The organism is Lentzea guizhouensis (assembly GCF_001701025.1).
Lineage (GTDB): Bacteria > Actinomycetota > Actinomycetes > Mycobacteriales > Pseudonocardiaceae > Lentzea > Lentzea guizhouensis.
This window is the reverse complement of record NZ_CP016793.1, coordinates 6,944,772-6,969,392: the sequence shown is the minus strand read 5'-3', so window position 1 is coordinate 6,969,392 and position 24,621 is coordinate 6,944,772. Positions and strand designations below refer to the sequence as shown.

At 71.8% G+C, this 24,621-nt stretch carries 28 protein-coding genes and 2 pseudogenes; 14 read left to right on the top strand and 16 right to left on the bottom strand.

Annotated elements, in window-relative coordinates:
• Together BBK82_RS33740 and BBK82_RS33735 are read left to right on the top strand one after the other, a co-directional pair.
• On the top strand, positions 1 to 417 hold the full coding sequence (locus tag BBK82_RS33740) for a Fur family transcriptional regulator (protein ID WP_065918599.1): 417 nt from the start codon (positions 1 to 3) through the stop codon (positions 415 to 417).
• Between the two features lie 18 nt (positions 418 to 435).
• On the top strand, positions 436 to 1,902 hold the full coding sequence (locus tag BBK82_RS33735; protein ID WP_065918598.1) for a catalase: 1,467 nt from the start codon (positions 436 to 438) through the stop codon (positions 1,900 to 1,902).
• A 42-nt stretch (positions 1,903 to 1,944) separates the two neighbouring features.
• Here BBK82_RS33735 and BBK82_RS53030 read toward each other — a convergent pair whose 3' ends face one another.
• On the bottom strand, positions 1,945 to 2,796 hold the full coding sequence (locus BBK82_RS53030) for a TetR/AcrR family transcriptional regulator (protein WP_065918597.1): 852 nt from the start codon (positions 2,794 to 2,796) through the stop codon (positions 1,945 to 1,947).
• 100 nt (positions 2,797 to 2,896) lie between these two features.
• Between BBK82_RS53030 and BBK82_RS33725 the strand changes: the two genes are divergently transcribed.
• The gene (locus tag BBK82_RS33725) at positions 2,897 to 3,655 is read left to right on the top strand and encodes an SDR family NAD(P)-dependent oxidoreductase (RefSeq protein WP_065918596.1); all 759 of its coding nucleotides are present in this window, start codon (positions 2,897 to 2,899) and stop codon (positions 3,653 to 3,655) included.
• Positions 3,656 to 3,699: 44 nt separating this feature from the next.
• On the opposite strand, the gene BBK82_RS53025 is transcribed toward BBK82_RS33725, so the two are convergent.
• From BBK82_RS53025 to BBK82_RS53015, 3 genes are all read right to left on the bottom strand, one after another.
• The gene (locus tag BBK82_RS53025) at positions 3,700 to 3,996 is read right to left on the bottom strand and encodes a hypothetical protein (RefSeq protein ID WP_218920411.1); all 297 of its coding nucleotides are present in this window, start codon (positions 3,994 to 3,996) and stop codon (positions 3,700 to 3,702) included.
• Positions 3,993 to 4,175, bottom strand: a complete 183-nt coding sequence (locus tag BBK82_RS53020; RefSeq protein WP_218920410.1) for a hypothetical protein — start codon at positions 4,173 to 4,175, stop codon at positions 3,993 to 3,995. The genes BBK82_RS53025 and BBK82_RS53020 overlap by 4 nt, the downstream gene beginning before the upstream one ends.
• Positions 4,176 to 4,278: 103 nt before the next feature.
• Positions 4,279 to 4,638, bottom strand: a complete 360-nt coding sequence (locus BBK82_RS53015) for a hypothetical protein (protein WP_218920409.1) — start codon at positions 4,636 to 4,638, stop codon at positions 4,279 to 4,281.
• An 84-nt stretch (positions 4,639 to 4,722) separates the two neighbouring features.
• On the opposite strand from BBK82_RS53015, the gene BBK82_RS33715 reads away from it, so the two are divergent.
• The 4 genes from BBK82_RS33715 (at position 4,723) to BBK82_RS33700 (ending at position 8,410) form a co-directional block, all read left to right on the top strand.
• Positions 4,723 to 5,997: a cation:proton antiporter gene (locus tag BBK82_RS33715; RefSeq protein WP_065918595.1), complete on the top strand. Its 1,275-nt coding sequence runs from the start codon at positions 4,723 to 4,725 to the stop codon at positions 5,995 to 5,997.
• Positions 5,998 to 6,134: 137 nt separating this feature from the next.
• Positions 6,135 to 6,518, top strand: coding sequence for an STAS domain-containing protein (locus BBK82_RS33710; RefSeq protein WP_065918594.1), 384 nt, complete (start codon positions 6,135 to 6,137; stop codon positions 6,516 to 6,518).
• A 280-nt stretch (positions 6,519 to 6,798) separates the two neighbouring features.
• Positions 6,799 to 7,776, top strand: a complete 978-nt coding sequence (locus BBK82_RS33705) for a VanZ family protein (RefSeq protein WP_065918593.1) — start codon at positions 6,799 to 6,801, stop codon at positions 7,774 to 7,776.
• Positions 7,757 to 8,410 carry a uridine kinase family protein gene (locus tag BBK82_RS33700; protein WP_065918592.1) on the top strand — a complete coding sequence of 218 codons (654 nt, stop codon included), beginning with the start codon at positions 7,757 to 7,759 and terminating at the stop codon, positions 8,408 to 8,410. The genes BBK82_RS33705 and BBK82_RS33700 overlap by 20 nt, the downstream gene beginning before the upstream one ends.
• A 495-nt stretch (positions 8,411 to 8,905) precedes the next feature.
• On the opposite strand, the gene BBK82_RS33695 is transcribed toward BBK82_RS33700, so the two are convergent.
• Positions 8,906 to 9,631 carry a GntR family transcriptional regulator gene (locus tag BBK82_RS33695; protein WP_065918591.1) on the bottom strand — a complete coding sequence of 242 codons (726 nt, stop codon included), beginning with the start codon at positions 9,629 to 9,631 and terminating at the stop codon, positions 8,906 to 8,908.
• Between the two features lie 94 nt (positions 9,632 to 9,725).
• Between BBK82_RS33695 and BBK82_RS33690 the strand changes: the two genes are divergently transcribed.
• Genes BBK82_RS33690 through BBK82_RS33680 form a run of 3 tightly spaced genes read left to right on the top strand, consistent with a single transcriptional unit; the run spans position 9,726 to position 12,710 of the window.
• Entirely contained in the window at positions 9,726 to 10,982 is a 1,257-nt protein-coding gene (locus tag BBK82_RS33690; protein WP_065918590.1) for an MFS transporter, read from the top strand.
• A 20-nt stretch (positions 10,983 to 11,002) separates the two neighbouring features.
• Positions 11,003 to 12,385 carry an acyclic terpene utilization AtuA family protein gene (locus BBK82_RS33685; protein WP_065918589.1) on the top strand — a complete coding sequence of 461 codons (1,383 nt, stop codon included), beginning with the start codon at positions 11,003 to 11,005 and terminating at the stop codon, positions 12,383 to 12,385.
• A complete protein-coding gene (locus tag BBK82_RS33680; RefSeq protein ID WP_065918588.1) occupies positions 12,378 to 12,710 on the top strand; it encodes a DUF4387 domain-containing protein in 333 nt (110 codons plus the stop codon). The genes BBK82_RS33685 and BBK82_RS33680 overlap by 8 nt, the downstream gene beginning before the upstream one ends.
• Here the strand turns inward: BBK82_RS33680 and BBK82_RS33675 are convergent.
• Together BBK82_RS33675 and BBK82_RS33670 are read right to left on the bottom strand one after the other, a co-directional pair.
• Positions 12,684 to 13,262 (bottom strand): chloramphenicol phosphotransferase CPT family protein, encoded by a 579-nt coding sequence (locus BBK82_RS33675; protein ID WP_065918587.1) that lies wholly within the window; start codon positions 13,260 to 13,262, stop codon positions 12,684 to 12,686. The genes BBK82_RS33680 and BBK82_RS33675 overlap by 27 nt on opposite strands.
• 40 nt (positions 13,263 to 13,302) lie before the next feature.
• The gene (locus tag BBK82_RS33670) at positions 13,303 to 13,950 is read right to left on the bottom strand and encodes a nucleotidyltransferase domain-containing protein (RefSeq protein WP_065918586.1); all 648 of its coding nucleotides are present in this window, start codon (positions 13,948 to 13,950) and stop codon (positions 13,303 to 13,305) included.
• Between the two features lie 146 nt (positions 13,951 to 14,096).
• Here BBK82_RS33670 and BBK82_RS54800 point away from each other — a divergent pair.
• From BBK82_RS54800 to BBK82_RS54795, 3 genes and pseudogenes are all read left to right on the top strand, one after another.
• Positions 14,097 to 15,710 (top strand): annotated as a pseudogene (locus BBK82_RS54800) (SpoIIE family protein phosphatase); the annotation flags it as partial.
• Positions 15,622 to 15,924: pseudogene (locus BBK82_RS56460) on the top strand (hypothetical protein); the annotation flags it as partial. The pseudogenes BBK82_RS54800 and BBK82_RS56460, both read left to right, overlap by 89 nt.
• A gap of 84 nt (positions 15,925 to 16,008) precedes the next feature.
• A complete protein-coding gene (locus tag BBK82_RS54795; RefSeq protein WP_237047713.1) occupies positions 16,009 to 16,749 on the top strand; it encodes an ATP-binding protein in 741 nt (246 codons plus the stop codon).
• Between the two features lie 25 nt (positions 16,750 to 16,774).
• On the opposite strand, the gene BBK82_RS33660 is transcribed toward BBK82_RS54795, so the two are convergent.
• From BBK82_RS33660 to BBK82_RS33630, 8 genes are all read right to left on the bottom strand, one after another.
• Positions 16,775 to 17,161, bottom strand: a complete 387-nt coding sequence (locus BBK82_RS33660; protein WP_083268316.1) for an ATP-binding protein — start codon at positions 17,159 to 17,161, stop codon at positions 16,775 to 16,777.
• A complete protein-coding gene (locus tag BBK82_RS33655) occupies positions 17,158 to 18,084 on the bottom strand; it encodes a PP2C family protein-serine/threonine phosphatase (protein ID WP_065918585.1) in 927 nt (308 codons plus the stop codon). Before BBK82_RS33655 ends, BBK82_RS33660 begins: the two co-directional genes overlap by 4 nt.
• Before the next feature lie 264 nt (positions 18,085 to 18,348).
• Positions 18,349 to 18,471 carry a hypothetical protein gene (locus tag BBK82_RS55885; RefSeq protein WP_257785399.1) on the bottom strand — a complete coding sequence of 41 codons (123 nt, stop codon included), beginning with the start codon at positions 18,469 to 18,471 and terminating at the stop codon, positions 18,349 to 18,351.
• Positions 18,468 to 20,222: an ATP-binding protein gene (locus BBK82_RS33650; RefSeq protein ID WP_237047712.1), complete on the bottom strand. Its 1,755-nt coding sequence runs from the start codon at positions 20,220 to 20,222 to the stop codon at positions 18,468 to 18,470. The genes BBK82_RS55885 and BBK82_RS33650 overlap by 4 nt, the downstream gene beginning before the upstream one ends.
• Positions 20,195 to 21,223, bottom strand: coding sequence for an ATP-binding SpoIIE family protein phosphatase (locus BBK82_RS33645; protein ID WP_065918583.1), 1,029 nt, complete (start codon positions 21,221 to 21,223; stop codon positions 20,195 to 20,197). Before BBK82_RS33645 ends, BBK82_RS33650 begins: the two co-directional genes overlap by 28 nt.
• On the bottom strand, positions 21,220 to 21,633 hold the full coding sequence (locus BBK82_RS33640) for an ATP-binding protein (RefSeq protein WP_065918582.1): 414 nt from the start codon (positions 21,631 to 21,633) through the stop codon (positions 21,220 to 21,222). The genes BBK82_RS33645 and BBK82_RS33640 overlap by 4 nt, the downstream gene beginning before the upstream one ends.
• Positions 21,633 to 22,037, bottom strand: a complete 405-nt coding sequence (locus tag BBK82_RS33635) for an STAS domain-containing protein (RefSeq protein WP_065918581.1) — start codon at positions 22,035 to 22,037, stop codon at positions 21,633 to 21,635. Before BBK82_RS33635 ends, BBK82_RS33640 begins: the two co-directional genes overlap by 1 nt.
• On the bottom strand, positions 22,037 to 22,888 hold the full coding sequence (locus BBK82_RS33630; protein WP_218920408.1) for an STAS domain-containing protein: 852 nt from the start codon (positions 22,886 to 22,888) through the stop codon (positions 22,037 to 22,039). The genes BBK82_RS33635 and BBK82_RS33630 overlap by 1 nt, the downstream gene beginning before the upstream one ends.
• 175 nt (positions 22,889 to 23,063) lie before the next feature.
• Here BBK82_RS33630 and BBK82_RS33625 point away from each other — a divergent pair, with 175 nt between their 5' ends.
• Positions 23,064 to 23,435, top strand: coding sequence for an ATP-binding protein (locus BBK82_RS33625; RefSeq protein WP_170068008.1), 372 nt, complete (start codon positions 23,064 to 23,066; stop codon positions 23,433 to 23,435).
• A gap of 9 nt (positions 23,436 to 23,444) precedes the next feature.
• On the opposite strand, the gene BBK82_RS54790 is transcribed toward BBK82_RS33625, so the two are convergent.
• Positions 23,445 to 24,611: a ferredoxin--NADP reductase gene (locus tag BBK82_RS54790; RefSeq protein ID WP_237047711.1), complete on the bottom strand. Its 1,167-nt coding sequence runs from the start codon at positions 24,609 to 24,611 to the stop codon at positions 23,445 to 23,447.
• Positions 24,612 to 24,621 lie beyond the last annotated feature (10 nt).

The following is a 24,621-nucleotide window of genomic DNA, read 5'->3' as shown; positions in this document are numbered from 1 at the left end:
TTGCCCGCTGACGACCTGATCGCCACGTTGCGCGGCGCCTCGCTGAGGGTCACGAAACAACGGATCGCCGTGCTGGTGGCACTGGAAAGCCACCCGCACGCCGACGTCGACCAGCTGGGCCGGATCGTCCGCGAGGACATCGGATCCGTGTCCACCCAAGCGCTCTACGACGTGCTGACGGCGCTGACCGAGGCCAAGCTGGTGCGCCGCCTGGAAACCGGTGCGCCCGCCCGCTTCGAGCTGCGCGGGCACGACCACGACCACGTGGTGTGCCGCGACTGCGGCGCGGTGGCCGACGTCGAGCGTGCCGGAACTCCACCGGAGTTCCCGCAGGCGCACGGTTTCCGCGTCGACGAGACCGAGGTCGTGCACCGGGGCCTGTGTCCCGCGTGCCGGCCCGGTGTGCAGAGTCCCTGATCGGAGAAGGTTCACCTGATGTCGTTCCAAGACAACACCACCCCGCTCACCACGGCCGCCGGCGCCCCCGTCGCCGACAACCAGAACAGCCTCACCGCCGGTCCCCGCGGCCCGGTGCTGCTGCAGGACCTGTGGCTGCTGGAGAAGCTCGCCCACTTCGACCGCGAGGTCATCCCCGAACGGCGCATGCACGCCAAGGGTTCCGGCGCGTTCGGCACGTTCACCGTCACCGCCGACCTCACCGCGTACACCAGTGCCGCGCTGTTCAGCTCGGTCGGCAACCAGTGCGAGACGTTCGTGCGGTTCTCGACGGTGGCCGGCGAGCGCGGCGCGGCCGACGCCGAGCGGGACATCCGCGGTTTCGCGACCCGCTTCTACACCGGCGAGGGCAACTGGGACGTGGTCGGCAACAACACGCCGGCCTTCTTCTTCCGCGACCCGTTGAAGTTCCCCGACCTCGCCCACGCCGTGAAGCGCGACCCGCGGACCAACATGCGCGACCCCGAGAACAACTGGGGTTTCTGGACGAACCTCCCGGAAGCGCTGCACCAGGTGACGATCGTGATGAGCGACCGCGGCATCCCGCGTTCCTACCGGCACATGCACGGCTTCGGCTCGCACACCTACAGCATGGTCAACGCCGACGGCGTGCGGCACTGGGTCAAGTTCCACTTCCGCACCCAGCAGGGCATCGAGAACCTCACCGACGAACAGGCCGGGCAGTTGATCGGCCGCGACCGCGAGTCGCACCAGCGCGACCTCTACGACTCGATCGAACGCGGCCAGTTCCCAACGTGGAAGCTCTACCTCCAACTCATGCCGGAGGCCGACGCCGCGAGCTACCGCTTCCACCCCTTCGACCTCACCAAGGTGTGGAGCAAGAAGGACTACCCGCTGGTCGAGGCGGGCGAGCTGCGCCTGGACCGCAACCCGGACAACTACTTCGCCGACGTCGAGCAGGTCGCGTTCACCCCGGCCAACGTCGTGCCCGGCATCTCGCTCAGCCCCGACAAGATGTTGCAGGGCAGGCTCTTCTCCTACGGCGACGCCGCCCGCTACCGGCTCGGCGTGAACCACCACCAGATCCCGGTCAACCACCCCACCGGCGCCCGCCTGGTGAACAGCTACCACCGCGACGGCGCGATGCGGGTCGACGGCAACCAGGGCGGCGTGCCCGGCATCCAGCCGAACAACTTCGGGCGCTGGGCGGAGCAGCCCGCCTACGCCGAGCCGCGCCAGGCCGTCGGCGCCACGGCGGACCGGTTCGACTTCCGCGAGGACGACGACAACTACTTCGAGCAGCCGGGCGACCTGTTCCGGTTGATGAGCGGCGAGGAGCAGCAGCGGCTGTTCGACAACACCGCGCGGGCGATCAAGGGTGCGCGCAAGGAGACCGTCGAGAAGCACATCTTCCACTGCGGCCAGGCGGATCCCGCGTACGGCGAGGGCGTGCGCAAGGCGTGCGAGGCGATCGGCGCGCTGTGAACCCGGGCTCGTCGCGGGCCCGCACGGGTCCGCGACGAGCCGCTAGACCTTGGCGTACCGGGCCAGGACCGTCCGCACGGCCTCGTCCACCGACTTCGCCATCGCCTTCTCGGTCGGCGCCCAGTTCACCAGCAGCATCCGGGGCCAGAACGCGAAGTTCGAGATCATCCCGAGGAACTGGGTGGCGGCCGACACCGGGTCGTCGACCACCAGCGTGCCCGCCTGCGACTCGGCGGCCAGGTAGTCGCGCACGGCGTCGAAGAACGGCTGCTTGCCCAGCTTGAACTGGGTCTGCCCGAGCTCGGGGAACCGCGGCGCCTCGGCGATCACGATCCGGAACAGCGCGACCATGCCCGGCCTGGTCAGCAGCGCCACGTACCGGTTGCCCAGCACCGTCAGGCCCGCGGCGGGATCGCCGGGCGGTGGGGTGAGCGCGCCGTCCTCGGTGCGCCAGTAGTCCGTGACGATCGCGTCGAAGAGCTCCGCCTTCGTCGGGAACTGCTTGAACAGCGTCGCCTTCGACACCTCCTGGGTCTGCCCGAGCTCGGGGAACCGCGGCGCCTCGGCGATCACGATCCGGAACAGCGCGACCATGCCCGGCCTGGTCAGCAGCGCCACGTACCGGTTGCCCAGCACCGTCAGGCCCGCGGCGGGATCGCCGGGCGGTGGGGTGAGCGCGCCGTCCTCGGTGCGCCAGTAGTCCGTGACGATCGCGTCGAAGAGCTCCGCCTTCGTCGGGAACTGCTTGAACAGCGTCGCCTTCGACACCTCGGCGGCGTCGGCGATGCGTGCCAGCGAGGTCTTGTCGTAGCCGGACTCCAGGAACAGCGCGGTCGCGGCGTCGACGATCGCCGTCCGCTTCTGCTCGGCCAGGCGCTGGTGGTAGGTCGGCACGCTGCCAGTATGCCATGAGGTGAGTCACTTGACTCACCATCGCGGCACGGCCTACCGTTCCGAGGCGAGTCACTCGACTCACCACTCTCGGAGGTCAGCGATGCGTTTCCAGGGCAAGACCGTGTTCGTCACCGGGGCGACCGGTGGCATGGGCAGGAGCCACGTGCTCGGCTACCACGCCGAGGGCGCGAACGTCGTGGTCGCGGCCCGCAACGGCGACGAGCTCGCGGCCGAGCTGGGCGAGCGCGCCCTGTCCGTGCGGCTAGACGTCACCGACGAGCAGGCGTGGGCCGGCGCGGTCGGTGCGGCGGAGGAGCGGTTCGGGCCGATCTCCGTCCTGGTCAACAACGCCGGTGTGCAGCACCCCGCCGCGTTGATCGAGGACACCGGCCTCGCCGTCTGGCAGCGGACGATCGACGTCAACCTGACCGGCCAGTTCCTCGGCATCAAGCACGTGGCACCGTCGATCAGGCGTGGCGGAGGCGGGTCGATCACCACCATCGCCTCCACGATGGCCAACGTCGGCTCGCCGTACTACGCGGCCTACGCGGCGAGCAAGTGGGCGTTGCGCGGGCTCACCAGGACCGCCGCGCTGGAGCTGGGCCGCGACCGGATCAGGGTCAACTCCATCCACCCCGGTGTCGTGTCGACGCCGTTCATCACCGAGCCCGTCGCGCCGGGGCAGCCCGCGATCGGCGACCTCTTCTCCCCCGCCGGGTACGCGATCCCGCGCCTGGCGGAACCGGCGGAGATCACCGCACTGCTGCTGCACCTGACCTCGGACGAGGCGTCGTTCACGACGGGCGCGGAGTTCGTGGTGGACGGCGGCCTGCTGCTCGGACCCGCGCTGGCGGCCTGAGTTTCCTTCCTCTCAGGGGAATCACGGTGCACGCGGCTCTCGGGTCAGCTGAGGAGCCGGTGCACGGCCGAGATGAGGGGTGAGCGCGGTGGCGCCCACACGTGGCGCTGTTCGCGCGGCCACGCGTAGGTGGGGGCGCCGTCGTCGATGAAGCGAAGCAGGCCCGGCGCTTCGAGCTCGTGCGCGGACCACTCGTAGAGCTGCTGCAGCCTCGGCACGATCAGGCCGAAGTCGATCACTCTGCCGATCCCGTGTTCCTCGGCCAGGTAGGACTGCACGGTGTCGCGCAGCGGGTACTGGTCCGGCAGCACGCGGGAGAGCTGCAGGAACATGCCGGTCATGCCGAGCCGCGGGTCGCCGAGGTGGGGCGCGAGGCGGTGCAGCCAGCCGGCCGCGAGGCGAGGTGCGGCGACCAGGGCGTGGGTGAAGAGGACGCGGCGAGAACGACGTTCAGGAAGAAGCGCTCGGGCTCGTTCTCCGCCTCGGCGGACTCGCGGTGGTCCAGGTAGGCGGCGGCCACGCTGCTGTTGTGGGCCCGGTACCAGGCCTGCGCGGTGGGGTTGCGGGCGAAGTCGAACCAGTGCCCGCCGCGGTCGACGAGGGCGGACCGGCCAGCCCGCCGCTCAGTGCCACCGCCTCACAGCCGTCGCGCAGGATGCGTTCGTTGACCGCGCGCCACCACGGACTGCCGGGGCGGTCGCCGAACGCCGGCCGCGCCCGCGGAGCTGCCAGCGCATGAACGACCGCGCCGCGCGACGGAACGGCAGGTGCCGAGGCGCGGTGCCGAGCGGGCCGTGGTAGCAGCGTTCCATCAACGCCAGGCGACCGGCCGGGTCGTCGCGGACGCGGGCGACCTGCTCGTCCGCCCAGGTCGCGGCGGTGACGTCCGCGGCGGACTCGCGGTGGTCCAGGTAGGCGGCGGCCACGCTGCTGCGGGCGACCTGCTCGTCCGCCCAGGTCGCGGCGGTGACGTCCGGCCTCACGCGGAGATCTTGGCACGGGCCGCGCCAGGTTTGCGGTTCACCCGTCCGGGTACCAGGTGCCTTTCAGCGAACGGATGGCGCACAGTGGACCCGAGCTCCCTGCTCTACACCGGCGCGGGGCTGGCGACGCTCGCCGCCGCGTTGCTCCCCCGGCTGCTCGCGCGTGTCCCGATCTCCATGCCGATGCTGTTTCTCGGCGCGGGCGCGCTGACGTTCTCGGTGCTCGACACGCTGCCGAACCCCGATCCCGACGAGCACGCGAGCGTGCTGCTGCACCTCACCGAGATCTGCGTGATCATCTCGCTGATGGGCGCCGGGCTCGCGCTCAACCGGGTGGTCAGCCTGCGCGGCTGGGCGACGACCTGGCGGTTGCTCGCGATCACGATGCCGTTGTCGATGCTCGCGGTCGGGCTGCTGGGATGGGGTGCGCTGGGGCTGGGGGTGGCCTCGTCGGTGCTGCTGGCGGCGGCGCTCGCGCCGACCGACCCCGTGCTCGCCAGCGAGGTGCAGGTCGCCGAACCCGCCGAGAACCCCGACGAGGACGAGGACGAGGCGCGGTTCGCGTTGACGTCGGAGGCCGGGCTCAACGACGGGCTGGCGTTTCCGTTCACCTACGCCGCCATCGCCATCAGCATCGCCGGGGCCGCGCCGTCGCAGTGGCTCGGGGAGTGGCTCGCGCTGGACGTGCTGTGGCGGCTCGCCTGCGGGCTGGCGATCGGGGTCGGCGTGGGGTGGTTGCTGGGGAAGCTGTTCTTCTCGGCGCCGTCGGAGAAGTTCCGCCTGGCCGAGCACGCGGAGGGGTTCGTGGCGCTCGCGGCGACGTTCCTCGCCTACGGGGTCACGGAGCTGGCCGAGGGCTACGGGTTCGTGGCGGTGTTCGTCTGCGCCTGCACGATCAGGGCGGGGGAACGGCACCACGGCTACCACCAGGTGCTGCACCGGTACGTCGAGCAGGCCGAGCGGATGCTCACGGTGCTGATCGTGTTCCTGCTCGGTGGCGCGGCGGTCAGCGGGTTGCTCGCGGGCCTGCGGTGGCAGGAGATCGCGGTCGCGGCGGTGGTCCTGCTCGTGATCCGGCCGCTGGCGGGGTGGATCGGGTTGCTGCGCGGCAAGACCGGGGCGCGGGAGCGGACCGTGATCGCGTTCTTCGGCGTGCGGGGCGTCGGGTCGCTGTTCTACGTCACCTACGCGTTGCACAAGGGGAACTTCGCCGACCACGACACGATCTGGCGGATCGCCGGGTTGGTGATCATCGGGTCGGTCGTGGTGCACGGGCTGTCGGCGTCGCCGGTGATGTGGTTCCTCGACCGCAAACGGCGGCAGAAGGGCGGAGCGGCGGCGGCCAGAACGCCGGTGTGACGCTCCCACATGGTGATCGAAAACGCGCTCGGTGTGCATTCACCGAAACCTGGACTACAGTTCACCGTGAGCGGTTGAGCCTGCAGCTGCGTCCCCACCTCCGACTTCAGGTCGGGACGAGCGAGGAGGCACCCGCAATGCCCAACACCTTCCACTGCCCGTTGCACGTCCAGCGCGAGGTCGACGGCCTTGCCGTCGTCGTGCGCGCCTTCGGTGAGCTGGACCAGGACTCCGTTGCGCAGCTCAGCAACGAGCTCGAGGTCGCGCTCGCGATGGCGACGTCGCCGTTCCCCGTCGTGGCCGACCTGTCCGGCGTCACGTTCTTCGGTTCCGCCGGGCTCAACGAACTGCTCGTGCGGCAGCGTCAGGCCAGGTCCGCGCGGGTGCCGTTCCGGGTCGTGGCGGCTCATCGGATCGTGCTGCGCCCGATCGAGGCGTCCGGGTTGGAGCAGGTCCTGGAGCTGTACCCGGACGTGGACCAGGCCCTGGCCGCCGGGCACAGCGGGCGCACCGCCGGCTGAGTTCCGGAGTGGACGGTACCGCCGACTGATCGGCCGCACCGGGTGCGGCCGTCGGACGGATGTTCTCCGGAAGTGGTTTGAAGATGCATCGCCAACGGGCACTGGAGAGCACTCAGTGTGCTGACCGACCCGGAGCGGTGAAGAACAAATGATTGCGTCGTACTGGGAGACCGCTCGAACGGGTTTCACGGCGTTCGTGGGCATCGGTTTGTTGGTGCTCGCTCCCCTGGTTTTGTTGCATTACTGGCGTTTCGGGCGAATCGAACCCCGGCGCGCTTTTGTGCTGTACGGACTTCTGGCTTACGGGCTCGTCGCGTTGGCGTTGATCTTCCTGCCCTTCCCGGCCGACCGGTCCCAGGTGTGCCAGGGCGAGCAGATGCTGTCGCTGGTGCCGTTCCAATGGGTCACCGACATGACCAACAACATGGCGGCGAACGGGAGTTCGGGCGTCGTGGCGATGGTGACGTCGCAGGTGTTCATGCAGCAGATGTTCAACCTCGTGCTGTTCGTGCCGTTGGGCATCGTGCTGCGCAAGGCCTACCGGCGCGGCCCGCTCGCCGTCATCGCCATCGGCATGGGCATCTCGCTGGCCGTCGAGGTGGTCCAGTACACCGGCAACTTCGGCTACTACCCGTGCCCGTACCGGATCTCCGACGTCGACGACCTGATCTCCAACACCGCCGGCGCGCTGGTGGGCTGGATGCTCGCACCCGCCGCCCTGGTGGTGCCGACGGTGCCGCACTCCGACGACGCGACCGCCCCGGCCGGCACGGTGACCGTGCCGCGCAGGTTCGTCGCGCTGGTCGTCGACCTGCTGCCGGTCGTGCTGCTCGCGAAGCTGGCGCTGCCGGACCCGCGCTGGGCCGTCGCGGTCCTGGTCGGGTTGCGGGTCGTGCTGCCGGCGGCCACCGGAGGGGTGACCCCGGGCAGCTGGCTGATGCGGTACCGGACCAGGAAGTGGGACGGCTCGCGCGCGAACCCCGCCCAGATCGCGCTGCGGGAGCTGCTCGGCGTGACCGGCCTGGTGGCGTACGCGACGGTGGTGTCGCCGTGGCTCGGCGTGGGCAGGTTCGACCTGGTCGTGGTCGCACTCGTGGTGGTCGGGACGTTCGTGTTCCCGGTGTTCCGGCGGGACCAGCGCGGCTGGCACGAGCACGCGGCGCGGACGCGGGGCGTGCTCGACGTGGACCTGAACAGGGCTGTTGGGCAGCCCCGTCCGTCCGAGAAGGCAGTCGAGGATGCGCCTGCGGCCGGGTGAGGTCGAGGCGACCGGCTGGCGCGTCGTACCGCTGACCTCGCTCGTCTCGCGGCTTCGTGCGGCGGCGCCCGGCGTGTCCGGGCGCCCGCTGGTCGTCGGGGTCGACGGGCGCGGTGGTGCCGGCAAGTCCACACTGGTCGAACGGCTGCGGCGGGTCTGCCCGTCGCACGTGGTGCACACCGATGACGTCGCCTGGCACCACGCGTACTTCGACTGGGCACCGCTGCTGGTGGACGAGGTGCTGCGGCCACTGCACACGGGCCGGGCGGTGGCGTTCCGGCCGCAGGCGTGGGTCGCGCGCGGGCGGCCGGGCGCGATCGAGGTGCCTGCCGGCGCTCCGGTCGTGTGGGTCGAAGGCACCGGGGTGGTGCGCGCGGCGCTGGAACCGTGGCTGGACGCCACGATCTGGGTGCAGGGGGACCTCGACGAGCAGGAACGGCGGCTGGTGGCGCGCGATGGCGACTCGCCGGAGCAGCGGCGGCACGTGGCGGCGTGGCTGGCGGAGGAGCTGCCGTTCCTGGAGCGTGAGCGGCCGTGGGTGAAGGCGACGGTCGTGGTGGCCGGGACGCCTGAGCTGGCGCACGATCCGGCGACGGAGGTCGTTGTGGCGGCGCCAGGCCGACCGGAGAGCTGACCCCGGGCCGGGCTTCGCCGAGCCGCGCCGGGCTGGGGACTCCACCCCGCGGTCACCGAGCCGCGAGCCGGGATGTTCCGCCCAAGCCGCGGCGGCCAAGGCACCCACCCCACCGCCAGCCGCGGCGGCCCAGGAGACTCCACCCCTGCGGTCACCGAGCCACGCTGAGCCGGGACGGTCCGCCCAAGTCGCCGCGGCCAAGGCACCCCACCCGCCACCGCCAGCCGCGGCGGCCCAGGAGACTCCACCCCTGCGGTCACCGAGCCACGCCGAGTCGGGACGGTCCGCCCAAGCCGCGGCGGCCCAGGAGGCTCCTCCCTGTGGTCACCGAGCCACGCTGAGCCGGGACGTTAGGCCCAAGCCGCGGCAGCCACGACACCCCACCCGCCGTCACCAAACCACGCTCAGCTAGGACCGCCCGAGCCGCCGCGGCCACGACACCCCACCCGCCGTCACCAAGCCACGCCGAGCCGGGACGTTCCGCCCGAGGCGCGCTCAGCCCGGCTGACCCGTCGTCGCCACCCCGCCTGGCGCGCGGCGCAGGTCGGCGAGGCCGCCCCGAACGTCCTCGATCGTGATCCGCTCCGCCAGCACCGAGTCGCCCGCACGCAGCGCCCGCACCAGCGCGCGGTGTCCCGAGTAGCGCTGGAGGCCGTACTGGTGGTCAGCGAGCACCCGTTCGACCATGAGCGTGCGGCGTTCGGCGCGGGTGAAGACCCTCGTCTGCTCCAGCAGCCGGACCAGGACCGCGTTGCCCGCGCAGGCCGCGATCGCGTCGTTGAAGCGTTGCATGGTGTCGAGCAGGGCGTTGAGGTGCTTGTCGACCTCGCGGCCGTCGGCGTCGCGTTGCTTGATGACGATCAGCAGGTCGTCGGCCTCGTCCAGTAGTGCGTCGAGGGCGTCGAGCTGGGGCGGGGTGGCGTGGCGGGCGGCGAAGCGGGCGATGAGGCCGCGCAGGGCGATCTCCACCTCGGCCAGGTCCTCGACGGCGGTGGTGCCGATGTCAGCGACGACGACCGTGCGCGGGCCGGTGCGCTGGATGAGGCCGTCCTGTTCGAGGCGGCGGATGGCCTCGCGGACCGGGGTGGGGCTCATCGCCAGGCGTTCGGCGAGGCCACGTTCGGTGATCTTCTCGCCGGGGGCGAGCTCACCTGCGGTGATGGCCTGGTGGACCGAGCGGTAGGCCCGGCCGGCGAGCGTGTCGGACTGGGGGTCGGTCACGAGCGCCGATACTACGGCAAACAGATAAGCTATTGCTTGACGATTTTGCTATAGCATTCTACTTTGATGCCTCCACGAGCCAACGGAGGCTTCCGTGCCATCACTCGCAGCGCCGGCGGACCGGCGGACCGCCAGGCGGATCACGTTCTTCGTCGCGCTCGCCGTGTTCGCCCAAGAGGCGACGTGGGACTTCTACGACGCGCAGGTGCCGCCGCTGCTGCGGGAACACATCACGAGCACGGCGGTCGTCGGCCTGGTGATGGGCATGGACAACCTGCTCGGCATCTTCGTCCAGCCCTGGATCGCCAACCGGTCGGACAACACCCGCACCCGCTGGGGCCGCCGCATCCCCTACCTCGCGGTGGGCATGCCGCTCGCCGCACTGCTGTTCACGCTCATCCCACTGGCGTCCACGCTGCCGGCGCTGATCGCGGCCATCTTCGTGTACTCGTTGGTGGGCAACAGCTTCAAGCCGATCGCCCAGGCACTCCTGCCCGACTTCATCGAACCCGAACGCCGCGGCAGGGCCAACGCCGCCGTCAAGATCGCCTCCGGCCTCACCGTCATCGTGTCCGCGCTCATCAGCGCGCTGCTGGTGGACGACCACCCGAAGCTCGCGTTCACCGTGCCCGCCCTGCTGATGCTCGGGTGCACCGCGGTCCTGGTCTGGCGGGTGCGCGACAACCGCTCGCGCGGCTACCGGCTCGCCCTCGCCGAGGACGCCACCGAGGAACCCGCGGGCCGGCTGCGCGACCTGGCCAAGGACATCGTCGGCGACCCCGACCGCAGCCGGCTCCTCGTCGTCACCGCGGTGCTGCTGTTCGCGTCGGCCTGGTTCTCCTCGCGGGCGCTGTTCACCCCGTACGGCATGGAGACCCTCGGCCTGTCGCGCGGCGAGGCGGGCTCGCTCACGTTCCCCAGCGGCATCGCGTTCCTGGTCGCCGCCTACCCCGCCGCACTGCTCGCCGAACGCATCGGGCGCATCCGCACGATGACCACCGGCATGGTCGTCTTCGGCGTCTCGCTCGCACTCGGCGCGCTCGTGCCGGCACCCACCACCACCGTCATCGCCTTCTGCGTCGCCGCCGCCGGCGCGTCCGGGTTCCTGATCAACGCCGCCGTCGTGCTGTGGAACCTCGCGCCCTCGGCCAGGGTGATCGGCGTCTACACCGGGCTGTACACGGTGAGCTGGGCGGTCGGCGGGTTCATCGGCCCCGGCGTCGTCGGCGCCATGGTCGACCTCACCGGCTGGCGGTACATGCTCCTCGACATCGCCCTGGTCACCGCACTCGCCACGGCCGTGATCGCCCGCGTGGCCGTGCTCGGCCGCCGCCACTCGGTCTCGCTGTGAACAACCCCGGAAGGAAACACATGAGCGCTCCCACCGGAGCCGTCCGCGTCCTGTCCCCCACCGGCATGCTCGGCGCCGGTTTCACCCAGTCCACAGTGGACCGCGGCATCGCGCTCGGCGCCGACGTCATCTCCGTCGACGCCGGCTCGACCGACTCGGGCCCGCACTACCTGGGGTCGGGCACCGCCAAGACGACCGCCGCGGCCGTCGCCCGCGACCTGCGGATCCTGCTGCGCGCCGCCGCCCAGGCCCGCATCCCGCTGATCGTCGGCTCGTGCGGCACCAGCGGCACCGACTCCGGCGTCGCCTGGGTCGCCGAGATCGTCGAGGACATCCTGTCCGAGGAACAGCTCGACCTCTCCGTGGCCACGATCCTCAGCGAACAACCCGCCGACTTCGTCAAGACCCGCCTGCGCGAGGGAGCCGTGCACCCGCTCGCACCGACCGGCCCCCTCGACGAGGCCACAGTGGACAGTTGCACCCACGTCGTCGGCATGATGGGTCACGAACCCGTCGAGGAGGCCCTGCGCGCCGGCGCCGACGTCGTCCTCGCCGGCCGCGCCACCGACACCGCCGTCGCCGCCGCGTTCCCGTTGCTGCAGGGCATGCCCGCCGGCCCGACCTGGCACGCGGCCAAGATCGTCGAATGCGGCGGCCAGTGCACCACCAACCCCCGCACCGGCGGCGTGCTCGCCACGATCGACCACACCGGCTTCACCGTCGAACCCCTCGACCCCGACGCCGCCTGCACCCCGATCTCCGTCGCCGCGCACATGCTCTACGAAACGGTCAACCCGTTCCGCATGCGCGAACCGGCCGGCTGGCTCGACGTCACCGACGCCACCTACACCGCGCTCGACGACCGCCGCGTCCGCGTCGAGGGCTCGCGGTTCATCGAGGCCGACCAGCACACCGTCAAGCTGGAAGGCGCCCGCATCACCGGCTACGAGACGATGTCGTTCACCGCCATCCGCGACGAGCACATCCTCGCCCACATCGACGAGTGGACCGACCTGTTCGTCAAGGTCTTCACCGACCGCGTCGCCCAGACCCTCGGCCTCGACGACACCGACTACTCCTTCGACCTGCGCCGCTACGGCCACGACGCCGTGCTGCAGGGCCTGGACCCGGCCACCCGCCCCCCACGCGAGATCGGCGTCATGCTCCTGGTCCGCGCCGCCACCCAGCAGCTCGCGACCGCCGTCGCCAAGGTCGCCAACCCCCTGATGCTGCACCTGCCCACCCCGGACATGGCCTACCTGCCCAGCCTCGCCTTCGCCACCTCCCCCGCCGAGACCGAACGCGGCCCGGTCTACGAGTTCGTCCTGCACCACGTCGTCGACACCCGCACCCCCACCGAGATGTTCCGCACCACCCACCGGAAGGCACCGTCGCATGACTGAGCAGTCCACGCCGCAGCCCACGCTCGGCGACCTCGCGCTGGAGGTCAGGTCGAAGAACGCAGGACCGTTCTGGGTGACGATGGAGCTCTTCATGCGCGACGAGACCGGCTACGCACTCGCCGCGGAGCTCGTCACCGAAGACGTCGTCGCCGCGCTGTACGAGGTGCGGGCGGACGACGTGCAGCTCTTCCGGATCCCGTCGCTGAACGTCGTGAAGATCTCGTTCCCGCGGCCGGTGGCACAGGGCGGGTTGCGGGACCGGGACGTCCACGCGGGACAGCACCACGTGCCGCTGGCGTCAGTGCCGGCGGTGCGGCCGAGCTGAACGCAGGCGGTCGAACGCCTTGGGGTGGTGGACCGCCGCCAACCGGTCCACCACCTCACGGGCGCACTCGGCGGCGGAGCGGTGCGTGGTGTCCACGACGAGGTCGTTGTCACCGTGCGCGTACACACCGGTCTGCGCCACGGCCAAGCCCTCCGGACGGTCACCGCGGGCCCGTTCGCGCCGGACCAGCTCCTCCACCGAGCACCGGACGTCGACCAGCGTCACGTCGAAACCCACCAGCACGTCGAGCAGGTCGGCCAGCCGCCACGGCTCGCTCAGCGGGTAGTCCACGACCACGTCGTTGCCGGCACCGGCCAGTGCGGCGACCACGCGGTGGTAGCCGAGTCTGGTGCGGCGCAGCATCTCCGCGGTCTCCGCGGCGGACAGCGAGCGGCGGTGGACGGTCGAACGCATGCCGCTCACCGCGTCGACCGGCACGTGGAACCACGGGTCGGCCAGCAGCGGCAGCATGGCCTGGGCGATGCTCGACTTGCCGGAGCTCGACGGGCCGTTCAACAGGACGACACGGCCGCGCACCTCAACGGAAGACATGGCACCGCATCTTCCACGTCCACCCGCGCCGGCCGCGTGGTCAGGCTCGCACGGCGGCCAGCCACGGATGGCCCGGATGCACCCGCTCCAGCCACCCGCCGAGCCTGCGCCGCCGGTCCGGCCCCAGCAACGGCAGCACGCCGGCGAAGTCCTGGACGTCCTTCGGCCGCATCGCCTTCGCCTTGAACAGCAACACCAGCTCCGGCAGGAGGTGAGGAATCCCGTCGGCCGTGCGTTCGACGATCTCGGCATAGGGCAGCCGCAGGTCCTCGTCACGCCGGCAGATCCACGTGTCACCGTCGTGCGGCTCCCGGAAGACGTCACACCGCCACTCACCCGCGACCGGATCACGCAGCCACGTCTGGTGCGTCAGGGTGAGCACGGCGTCGTCCGCCTCGAACCACACCCGCCCCGAGTGCGCCACGTCGAACACGAAGCCGGGGAACCGGTCGCGGACCTCCGCGAACCCGGCGGCGGGCACCGCGATCTCCAGGTCGCTGTGCGGACGCGACTCGACGCCGCGGAACAGGTCCAGCGCCCACCCCGCCGCGACGTACCAGGGTGTGCGCACACCGGCGAGCCGCCTGGCGACCTCGTCCGGGCGCCAGGCGTGCGCCCAGCGGGCTTCCAGGTCGCTCTCTTCGAGCTCGACGCCGTTCGTGCTCACCGGGTCAGTGTCCAGGAACATCAATTTCAGACAACACTGAAGTGATTGTGGCAGTTGAGTCTTCGCCTGGCCACCCAGCGCCGTACGATGCGTGCAGAGGACGTCAAGCATTCGGCGTCGAGGATTCGAGCAGACGAAGGAGCGCCGCGACGTGGAGGCTGCGCCCGATGACTGATCCGGAACCTCGACTGGCCGCACTGGTGGACGACCTGCCCGTGGCCGTCTGGCAGGGGGACGCGCAAAACCGCACGGTCACCTACGTGTCGGGCACGGTCGAGCGGTTGCTCGGCCACCCGGCGCGGGCCTGGAGCGAGGACCCCGGGTTCTGGGTGGAGATCACCCATCCCGATGACCGCACGCAGAGCGTGGAGCGGCGGTGGGGCTCGGCCGGCGACTACGAGTCGGTCTACCGGGTGCGCACGGCCGAGGGCGGGCTCGTGTGGTTGCTGGAGAAGACGCGGGTGCGAGGTGCGCTGCGCAGCGGTGTGCTCATCGACGTGACGGCTCCGCAGGCGGCGGCGCAGCGGCAGCAGTTCCTGGAGGAGCTCGACCGCGAGTCGCAACGGCTCGACGACGCCGAGGACCTGATGGCGCTCGCGACCAGGATGCTCGGCGAGCACATGGGTGTCGACCGGTGCGCGTACGCGCGCACGGAGGCCGACGAGAACCACTTCGTCATGAGCGGCGACCACGCCACCGGGTTGCCGCCGTTGCCCGGCCGGTTCGCGATGCGGGAGTTCGGCGAGGGTGCGCTGGTGGCGATGCGCGCCGGTGAGCCGTGGGTGGTGGACGACGCGCTCAACGACCCGCGACTCGGTCCCGGCGACCTGGCCGCCTACCGGGTGACCGGGATCCGCGCGGTGATCTGCCTGCCGTTGTTGCGCGGCGGGCGGTTCGTGGCGGCGATGGCCGTGCACCAGGCGAGCGTGCGGCACTGGACGCGCGAGGAGATCGACCTGGTGTCGGTCGTGGTGAACCGCTGCTGGGAGTCGATGCAACGCACGCACGCCGACCGGGCGTTGCGCGACAGCGAGCAGCGGCACCGGCGGCTCGTGGAACGCGCGACCGACGCGATCTGGTTGCTGGACCTGGAGATGCGGTTCGTCTCGGTCAACCCGGCGACGAGCCACCTGCTCGGCTACGGCGCTGACGAGCTGCTCGGCACCGCGATCACCGACCTGCTCGTGGACGGGCTGCCGGGAGACCTCGCCGGCTCCGAGGTGGTCACGATGCGCCACGCCGACGGCAGCACGGTCGCGCTGGAGCTGAGCATCCAGTCCACGCCGACGGGACTGCAGGCCATCGGCAGGGACGTCACCGAACGCCAGCGCGCCGAGGCCGCCCGTGAACTGCTGCTGCAGCGCGAACACGCGATCGCCGCGGCGCTGCAGGAGAGCCTGCTGCCACGCGAGCTCCCGCTGCTCCCCCGGCTCGCGACCGCGGCCAGGTACCTGCCGGCCACCCGGCACACCCAGATCGGCGGCGACTGGTACGAGGTCGTGCCGCTCGGCGAGACCCGCGTCGGCCTGACGGTGGGCGACGTCGTCGGCAAGGGACCGGCCGCCGCCGCGGTCATGGGCCAGCTGCGCAGCGCGCTGACCGGGTACCTGCTCGACGGCCACTCCCCCGCGGAGTCGTTGCGGCGCCTGGACGTCTTCGCGACCCGCGTGAACGGCGCGGCGGGCAGCACCTGTGCGTGCATCGTCTTCGACTGGCAGGCCGGCGAGCTGTGCTGGGCCTCGGCCGGCCACCCGCCACCCGTCGTCGTGGACGGCACCGGGGCGAGGCCGCTCGCCGAGAAGCTCGGCGCGGTGCTCGGCGTCGGGCCGCGCCCGCCCCGCAGCACACCGCGCTGCGCCGGGTGCGACGGTCGTGCTCTACACCGACGGGCTGGTCGAACGCCGCGGCGAGGTGCTCGACGAAGGCATCCGCCGGCTCACCACCGCGGTGGGTGCCGCGGCCGGCCTCGCTCCGGCGGCACTGGTGCAGCGGATCATCGACGCGGTGCTGGCGGACGGCCAGTCCGACGACGTCGCCCTCGTCGTCGCCCGGCACCTGCCCGCCCCGCTGCACCTGCACGTGCCCGCCGACGCGCGGAAGCTGGCCGCGCTGCGCCGACAGGCCACCAGCTGGGCCGAGACCGCCGGGCTCTCCGAGGACGCCGTCTACGACCTCGAACTGGCGATCGGCGAGGCGGCCGCGAACGTCGTCGACCACGCCTACCCGGCCGGTGAAGGGGCGTTCGACACGGCACTGGAGTCCACCGGCCGCGGGGTGCGGGTCACGGTGGCCGACCAGGGCCGCTGGCGCCCTCAGCCGGAGGACAAGGGCTACCGCGGACGCGGGCTCGCGATGATCCGCATGCTCAGCGACGACGTCGACCTCGAGGCGGGCGACGAGGGCACGACGATCCGCTTCCACGTCCCCGCCGAACAGGAGCGGGGACCGGCCACCACACCGGAGCCGGCACCGGCGGCACCCCCGGCGGCACCGGCGCCCACGTCCGGCCTGACCGACGACACCGACGACCGCGTCCAGCGGATCTTCCTCACCGGCGACCTCGACATCGCCACCGTCGAGGACCTCCGCGCCCCGTTGCTCGCACGGGTCGACACCGCCGACGACCGCCCCGTCGAGCTCGACCTCACCGGCCTGGCCTACCTGAGCAGCTCCGGCGTCGCGTTGTTGTTGCACGCCAAGGCGAGCGCGCACGAACGCGGACGCGACCTGACTCTGACGGCCCGCACCGGCAGCGCACCGGCACGCATTCTCGACCTCTCCGGCCTGGACCACGTCACCCGGAACCAGAACCGGCCCTGAGTCCTGAGAACGGACCGGTGACCGGTCAGCCCCCGCTGCAGTCCACCAGCGCGAACACGGTCTTGCCGCTGCCGTCGCGCGACCGGCAGCCCCAGTCGCGCGAGAGCTTGTCCACCACCACGATGCCCCGGCCGCGGTGCTCACCCAGGCGGGAGCGGCCGTACACCGGCTCGACCGGCGACTCGTCGTCCACCTCGATGGTCACCGCGCAGGGGTCGACGTGGTGCAGGATCCGCAGCCGGCCGCTGCCGGGCGTGTGGTCCAGGACGTTGGTGACGAGCTCGGTCACCACAAGCTGCACGTCGTACAGGTGGTCCTCGCCGAGCTCGTGCAGGGCGGTGGTGAGGTCGCGCCGCAACGCCGACATCGCCATGCCCCGCTGCACGGCCAGGTCCAGGACGAGGGCGGTCACGGCAGCCTCCGCAACAGCAGCAGGGCGATGTCGTCCTGCTTGCCCTGGCCCAGCTCGGCCAGCAGGCGGTCGGCGAGCTCGTCCATGTCGGCGGTGTGCGACACGGCGGCGCGCAGCTTCTCCATGCCCTCGTCCAGGTCCACGCCGGGGCGTTCGACGAGGCCGTCGGTCGTCAGCAGCACGGTGGTGTCGCGCGGCAACGGCAGCTCGGTGGCCTCCGGTCGCGCCAGGTTGATGCCCAGCAACGGTCCCTTCACGTTCGCGTACGCGGCGCCGGAGGCGTCGATGATGAGCGGTGGCACGTGCCCGGCGTTCGCGACGGACATCGTGCCCGCCGCCAGGTCGACCTCCAGCAGGCACATCGTGGTGAGACCGCCGGACGGGTGGAAGCGCTCCAGCAGGGTGTCGACCCGGCGCAGGATCTCGGCCGACCGGTGGCCCTCGACGGCGTAGGCGCGGAACGTGTGCCGCACCTCGGCCATCACCGTCGCCGCCTGGATCGAGTGGCCGCACACGTCGCCGATCGCGATCAGCATCCGGCCGTCCAGCTCGATCACGTCGTAGAAGTCGCCGCCGATCTCGGCGTTGCTCGACGCCGGCACGTACCTGGCCGTCATCGGCAGCTCCGGGTGGTGCGGCAGGGTGCGGGGCAACAGGCTGCGCTGCAGGGTGAGCGCGAGCGAGTGCTCCTCGGCGAACGTGTGCAGGCCTTCCGCCGCCAGCGCGGTCGCCTGCGCGAGCTGCCGCAGCAGGTTCTGGTCGTCGTCGTCCGCGGCGGACTCCGGTGCGACCGCGATGCAGATCGGCGGCCGGCGCGGCTTGGTCCGTGCCAGCGCGATGACCACCGGATCCCGTTGCCACGGCACCGTTTGCGCCTCCACCACCGTGACGCCGACCCCGACGCCGGGACTGACCGCCGCCATCCACTGCTCGACGCCGGCGGGCCGGGGCCGGGTGTCCGGCTGATCGCGCCCGCCGCGGTGCAGAGCGCACCGGACGGGCGCTGAGCACGGCCGCACCGTCGAGCACCTCCGCACGATCGCGGCGCCTCGGCCAGCGCGTCGAACGTCATCGCCGCGTTGATCGCGAACGTGGCCGTGGTCAGCCGGGTGAGCCGGGCGGCGAGGTGCTCGGCCAGCGCGCGGGCCCGGTGGTAGCGCAGCGCCGCCTCGACGTTCGCCAGCAGCTCACCGGGGTACGACGGTGTGGCCGCTGCGGCGCAACCAGCTGCACGCGATGAACCGGCTCGCTTCCAGGTCGTCGACCACGAGGACCCTGGCCGGTCCACCGCCCATCGCTGTCGGGTTCATCGGCGTTCCGTTCTGCGCGCGGTGAGCTGGGCGTCCCTGACCGCCCTGCCGACCGTTTCCGGGGAGATCCTGGCCTCGTGCAGCATCGCCGCGCCGAGGCCGTGCACGCTGCGGGCGAGCCCGCCGGGGTCGTCGCCGGCCACGATCACGACCGGCACGTTCCGGAGCTCCGGGTCCAGCCGCAGCACCGACAGCACCGCGCTGCCGCTCATCAGCGGGGCGCTCGCGTTCACCAGCACGAGGTCCGGCTGCCTGCTCTTGGCGAGGTTCAGCGCGGAGCGGCCGTCCGCGGTCTCGACGACCTCGGTCGCGAGGCCCGCCAGCGCGTCCCGCAGCTGCCGGCGGCCCTCCTCGTCGCCGTCCGCGATCAGCGCGCACGCGACGGGAGCGGGCTGCACGAGCTCGTCCGCGGCGGTCGGCAGGGTCAGCACCACCTCGGTGCCGACGCCGGGAGTGCTGCTCAAGGTCAGGGTTCCATCGAGGATCTCGGCGAGCTTGCGCGCGTAGGACAGGCCCAGGCCGGTGCCGCTCGCACCGGCTTGCAAGGCGTTCGGCACCTGGTAGAACTCCTCGAACACCTTGGGCTGCTCGTCGGGCGGGATGCCGATGCCGGTGTCGGTGACGGCGAACCGGATCTCGTCGGGTCCTGGTCCCGCCTCGGCGGTGAAGCGGATCTCACCGCGCGCGGTGAACTTGACCGCGTTCGACAGCACGTTGCGCAGGATCCGCACGAGCATCGTCTCGTCGGTGACCAGCGGCGGCAGCTCCTCCACGGGGTCCACGACCAGCTCCACGTCGCCGGAGCGCAGCATCGGCCGGACCGCCGAGCGCAGCTGGGTGAGCACGTAGTCGAGCGCGACCGGCGCCATCCGCGGCTGCAGGCTGCCCGACTCGGCCTTGGCGGTGTCGAGCAGCTCGTTGACGAGCGCCAGCAACGTCGCCGCCGACTCGTTGATCAGGTCGACGTGGTGGCGCTGGTCGTCGGTCATCGGGTCGCCGCCGGGTGCGTTGAGCAGCCGGGTCAGGCCGACGACGGAGTTGATCGGCGCGCGCAGCTCGTGGCTGATGTTGGACCAGAACCGGATGCGCGCGGCGGCCGCGTCCCGCAGCTCGGCCGACTTCGCGTCGAGCTCGGCGTAGAGGGCGACCACGCCCTGGTTGGTCTGCTCCAGCTCGTCGGACAGCTCCTGGTACAGCGCCACGACGCCGCGGTTGGTCTCCTCCAGCTCCGCGTTGAGCCGCTCGAGCTCCTTGCCTTTGGTCTCCAGGTTCTCGAGCGTGTCCAGCAGCTCCTGGTTCTGCGCGCGCAGCTCGTCCAGTGCGCTGGTGCCGGTGCTCTCGCGCAGGCCGCGCAGCAGGTCCTCGTCGACGCTGACGGCGTGGTGCACGTTCTTCAGGAGCGTCACGCCGGTGGCGGTGACCAGCAGCTCGTCCATCAACCTGCGGGCGGTGTCCCAGCCGGGGCCGGAGCCCGTCACCGCGCCCGCCGGCCAGGTCAGCTCCACCAGCAGCGCCGCGCCCGGCCCGCGGCGCAGCCGGAAGACCGCGGTCGTGCCCACCCCCTGGCGCACCAGCTCCCTGCCGACGTCGCTCAGCGCCGTCGCCATCCGGATCTGGTTCTGCCCGTCGAGCCCGACGGCGGCCGCGACCTCGCGGCCGCGCTGACGGAGCGGGAACACGTCCCGCTCGTCGCCGACCACCAGGCGCAGCAGCTCGGTCGTGGTCATGTCGGTCTGGCCACGAGTACGCACGCGTCGTCCTTGCGCACGCCGGCCTCGCGCAAGAGGGTCGCGGCGATCAGGACCGGTGGGTCGACCACGAGGTCGCTGCCGTGGTCGGGCCCCCAGCGCTCGGTCAGGCCGTCGGAGTGCAACACGACCACGGCCCGGTCCGGCAGCGCGTAGTCGAACGCCCTGATCGTGCGGGCCTGGTGCCCGGCCACGCCGGGCACCGAGATCATGCCCTGCTTGCGGTCGCCGGTGACCACGGCCGCACCGATGTTGCCCAGCCCGCAGAACCGCACCGTGCGCGCGACGAGGTCGACGTCGGCGACCGCCACCGCGCCACCGCGGGTGCCGCGCAGTGCCGCGTGCAGGCGCTTGACCACCTCTTCGGCCGGCAGGGCGGGCAGGTCGTGGAAGACGCGCACCGCCGTGTCGGACGCGGCCGCCGCCAGCGGCCCGTGCCCGGAGCCGTCGCACATCATCAGGACCAGCCGGTCCCCGCGCCGGCACACCGCGTAGGCGTCGCCGCACACGTCCTCGCCGTTGAAAGGTCTCGTGACCCCGGCCGCGCTCTCCTCACCCCACTCGGGTGCCCAGTCGGTGGTGGGGGCGAACCGGGCGGCGAGCGCGGTGCCCATGCCGAGCCGTGAGGTCATCGCGCAGCTGGTGGCGAGCCTCGCGACCGCGCCGAGGCCGACGCCGAGCGTGCCGGTGGTGGACTGCCCGTCCTGCCACGCCAGCGCCAGGTCGCCGATGCCGGGCCCGCGGTCGATCGCCACGACCTCCACGGCCGCGTCCCGCTCGCCGCGCACCGAGCGGACCACCACGACGCCTTGCCGGGCGTGCTTGTGCAGGTTGGACCCGATCTCGGTGACCGCGAGCCCCACCTCGGCCGTGCGGGTCGCACCGAAGCCCAGCCGTTCGGCCAGCGCCGTGGCCGTCCGCCTGGCCCTCCCGACGTGGGCGGTCTCCTCGACCGGCAGCCAGGCCTCGTCGCGCACCAGCGGCAGGCACGTCGCCGTGGTCATCTCTTCCACTTGACCACCGTCACGACCGTGCCGCGGCCGACCTCGGTGTCGAGGTCGAACTGGTCGACCAGCCGCTTGGCGCCGCTCAGTCCGAGGCCGAGACCGCTGCCGCTGCTCCAGCCGTCGGCCAGGGCGAGCGTGAGGTCCGGGATGCCGGGTCCCTCGTCGTGGAACGACGCGCGCACGCCGGCCCTGCGGCCGTCGCTCACCTCCTCGACCCTGGCGAAGCCACCGCCGCCGTAGATGAGCGTGTTGCGCGCGAGCTCGCTGGCCGCCGTGACCAGCTTGGTCTGGTCGACCAGTGAAAGCTTTGTCTGCTGTGCATAGGTGCGCACGAGCTGACGCACGCGCACCACGTCGTCGTCACCGCTGATGGCGACCTCTTCCGGCCCTCCGGACCGGGGCTGCATCAGGCGTCCCGCGCGAGCTCGTCGGAGTGCCCGGGCACACCACGGCGCTGCCGGCCGAGCTCGTCCAGGATCTTCATGCCGCGCTCGAGGTCGAGCGCGGTGCGCACCCCGCCCAGCGTGAGGCCCAGCTCCACCAGCGTGATCGCGACGGCCGGGCGCATGCCGACCACGACGGTGTCGGCGTCGAACAGCCGGGAGATCGACGCGATCGTGGCGAACATCCGCCCGATGAACGAGTCGACGATCTCGACCGCGGAGATGTCGATGACCACGCCGTGGGCACCGGTCGCGCTGATCTTCTCCGCCAGGTCCTCCTGCAGCGCGAGCACGCTCTGGTCCTGCAGGTCGATCTGGATGGAGACCAGCAGCACGCCGCCGATCTTCAGGATGGGAACGCGCTCCATCAGCGGACCTCGCGGCGCACGACGTCCACGCCGTCGCGGCGCAGCGCGTGCCGCAGGGCGTCGGCCAGCGAGGCCTTGGTCACGATGTCGCCGAACTCGATGCCCAGCGCCACGATCGTCTGCGCGATCTGCGGGCGGATGCCCGACACGATGCACTCCGCGCCCATCAGCCGGGCGGCGACCACGGTCTTGAGCAGGTGCTGCGCGACCTGGGTGTCGACGGCGAACACACCGGTGATGTCGATGATCGCGTGCTCGGACCCGGTCTCCACCAGCATCTCGAGCAGCTTCTCCATCACGACCTGGGTGCGCGCGGAGTCCAGCGTGCCCACCAGCGGCACCGCCAGCACGCCCTCCCAGATCTTCACGACCGGCGTGGTCAGCTCGAGCAGCTGCTCGGACTGCTCGCGGATGATCTCCTCGCGCACCCGCGCGTACGACTCGAAGGTCAGCAGCCCGAGCGCGTCGAGCAACCCGGAGAACTCCACGACCTGCCGGAACAACCGCGGGTCGTCGTCGTTCTCGGTGAGGGCGAAGACCTCGCGCTTGAGGGAGAACACGCTCGACGCGGTCTCCGTGGGCGTGAAGCCCGCGCGCACCCTGGACCGCGAGTACTCCTCCAGCTGCGCCCGGATCTCGGCGAGCTCCGGCCCGTTGACGTCCCGGCCGTCGTTGCCCACGAGCGGCAGCAGCGCCGTGAAGAACTCGCGGAAGTCGGTCTCCAGCTCGGCCTTGGTCGACCGTCCTCGCAGCAGGGCAGCCACCGCGTCCACCCACCTGGCGATCAGGGGGTCGGCGTTGGTCCGCAACAGCTCGGTCAAGCGCTGGGCGTGCCCTGCGTCTGCAGTCACTCATGCCTCCTCAGGCGGTTCACGACCCAGCAGACACTAGCCGTGGGCGCGCCGGAACACTCAGGTGGTTGCCGCGTTTAGCGAGCGCGTCCCGGAGGTACGTCCACCCTGCGCAACATGAGACACAGAGAGGCACCCCTTGGTCATCGGCGGCGACCCTCCTGATACCCCGCACGTGCTGGAGCTGAACAGTGATGTCGCCGACATCGCTGAAGTCCGCCGTTGGGCCCGGTCCGCACTTCCCGAGCTGCACGAGGACGACCTCATGGACGTCCAGCTGGTCGTGACGGAGCTCGTCTCGAACGTCTACGACCACGGCCGCTTCCCCGCCAGGCTGGAGCTGGCCGGCACCGGCCGGCCGGACGGGGTGACGGTCATGGTGGAGGACGCCTCGCCCACTCTGCCGAAGCTCCGTCCGTCCTCGCCCGACTCGGTGCGGGGCCGCGGCCTGGTGCTGGTGGACCAGCTGTCGGAGAAGTGGGGCGTGACACCGCGCACGACGGGCAAGGCGGTGTGGGCGGTCGTGCCGTGCACGGAGTCGGCCTGAAGCTCCCCGTCACGTCCCGGCGCTGAGCGTCACGTCCGTCAGCGGCGCGCTGATGCAGGTCAGGATGCGGCCCTCCGCCCCCTGCTGATCGTTCAGGCAGTTCGGTCGCTGCTGCGACACCTCGCCCTGGAGGAGTGTCACCACGCACTCGCCACAGCTGCCGACCGTGCACGAGTACGGCATCGGCAGACCGGCCGCGAGCGCGGCGTCGAGCAGCGTCTGACCGGGTTCGACGACCGCGGTGCCGAGGCCCTCGACGACCATGCGCTGCGGCGTGGCCGACGTGCGGGCCGCGGCGGGTCCGCTGGTGTAGCGCTCCAGGTGCACGTGATCGGCCGGGACGTCGAGGGCCTGGCGCACCGTGTCCATGAACGCCTCCGGGCCGCACAGGTAGAACCGCGCGCCGGGCGCCGGCGCCAGCCCGGTGACCCACCTCCGCACCCCGGCGACGTCGAGCCGGCCGTCGCGGGAGGTCAGCACGTGCGTGACGGAGAACCGGCCGGGATGCCGGCGCGCCAGCTCGGCGAGCTCGGCGCCGAAGATCGTGTCCTCGGCGGTCCGGTCGCAGTGCAGCAGGGCGATCCGGTGCCCCGCCGGATCGGCCAGCGCGGTGCGGATCATGCTCATCACCGGCGTGATGCCGCTGCCGGCCGCGACCAGCACCGCCTCATGACCCGGCGTGGCGTGGAAGGCCCCGGACGGGCCGCGCACGAACAGCCGGTCGCCGACGGCCAGGTCGCGGTGGACGTGCGAGGAGAACTGGCCGCCCTCGGCGTGCTTCACCGTCAGCTCCAGCCGCGCCGACCCCGGCACGGACGACGCCGAGTAGGGCCTGCGCACCTGGACGCCGCCGATGTCGGCGACCAGCGTGAAGAACTGGCCCGGCCGGAAGTCGAACGGCCTGCCGTCCTCCAGCACGACCGTGACCGCGCTCGCCGTCTCCCTGCGCACCTCGACGACCCGGACCTCGCGCAACGGGTCCGGCGCCGCCTCGGCCGGGCGCGCCGGGGCGACCTCGTACCCCTCCTGGCGCAGGCCGGAGCGGTAGGCCAGGTCCATCACCGCCCGCAGCCACCCGGCGGGGACGAGACCGGCGGCCTTGAGCAGCAGCCGGCGCGGGCGGCTCGCGGTGTTCGCGGCGAGGTGCCTGCTCGCGATCGCCATCAGGTCCGGCACGCCGGTCGGC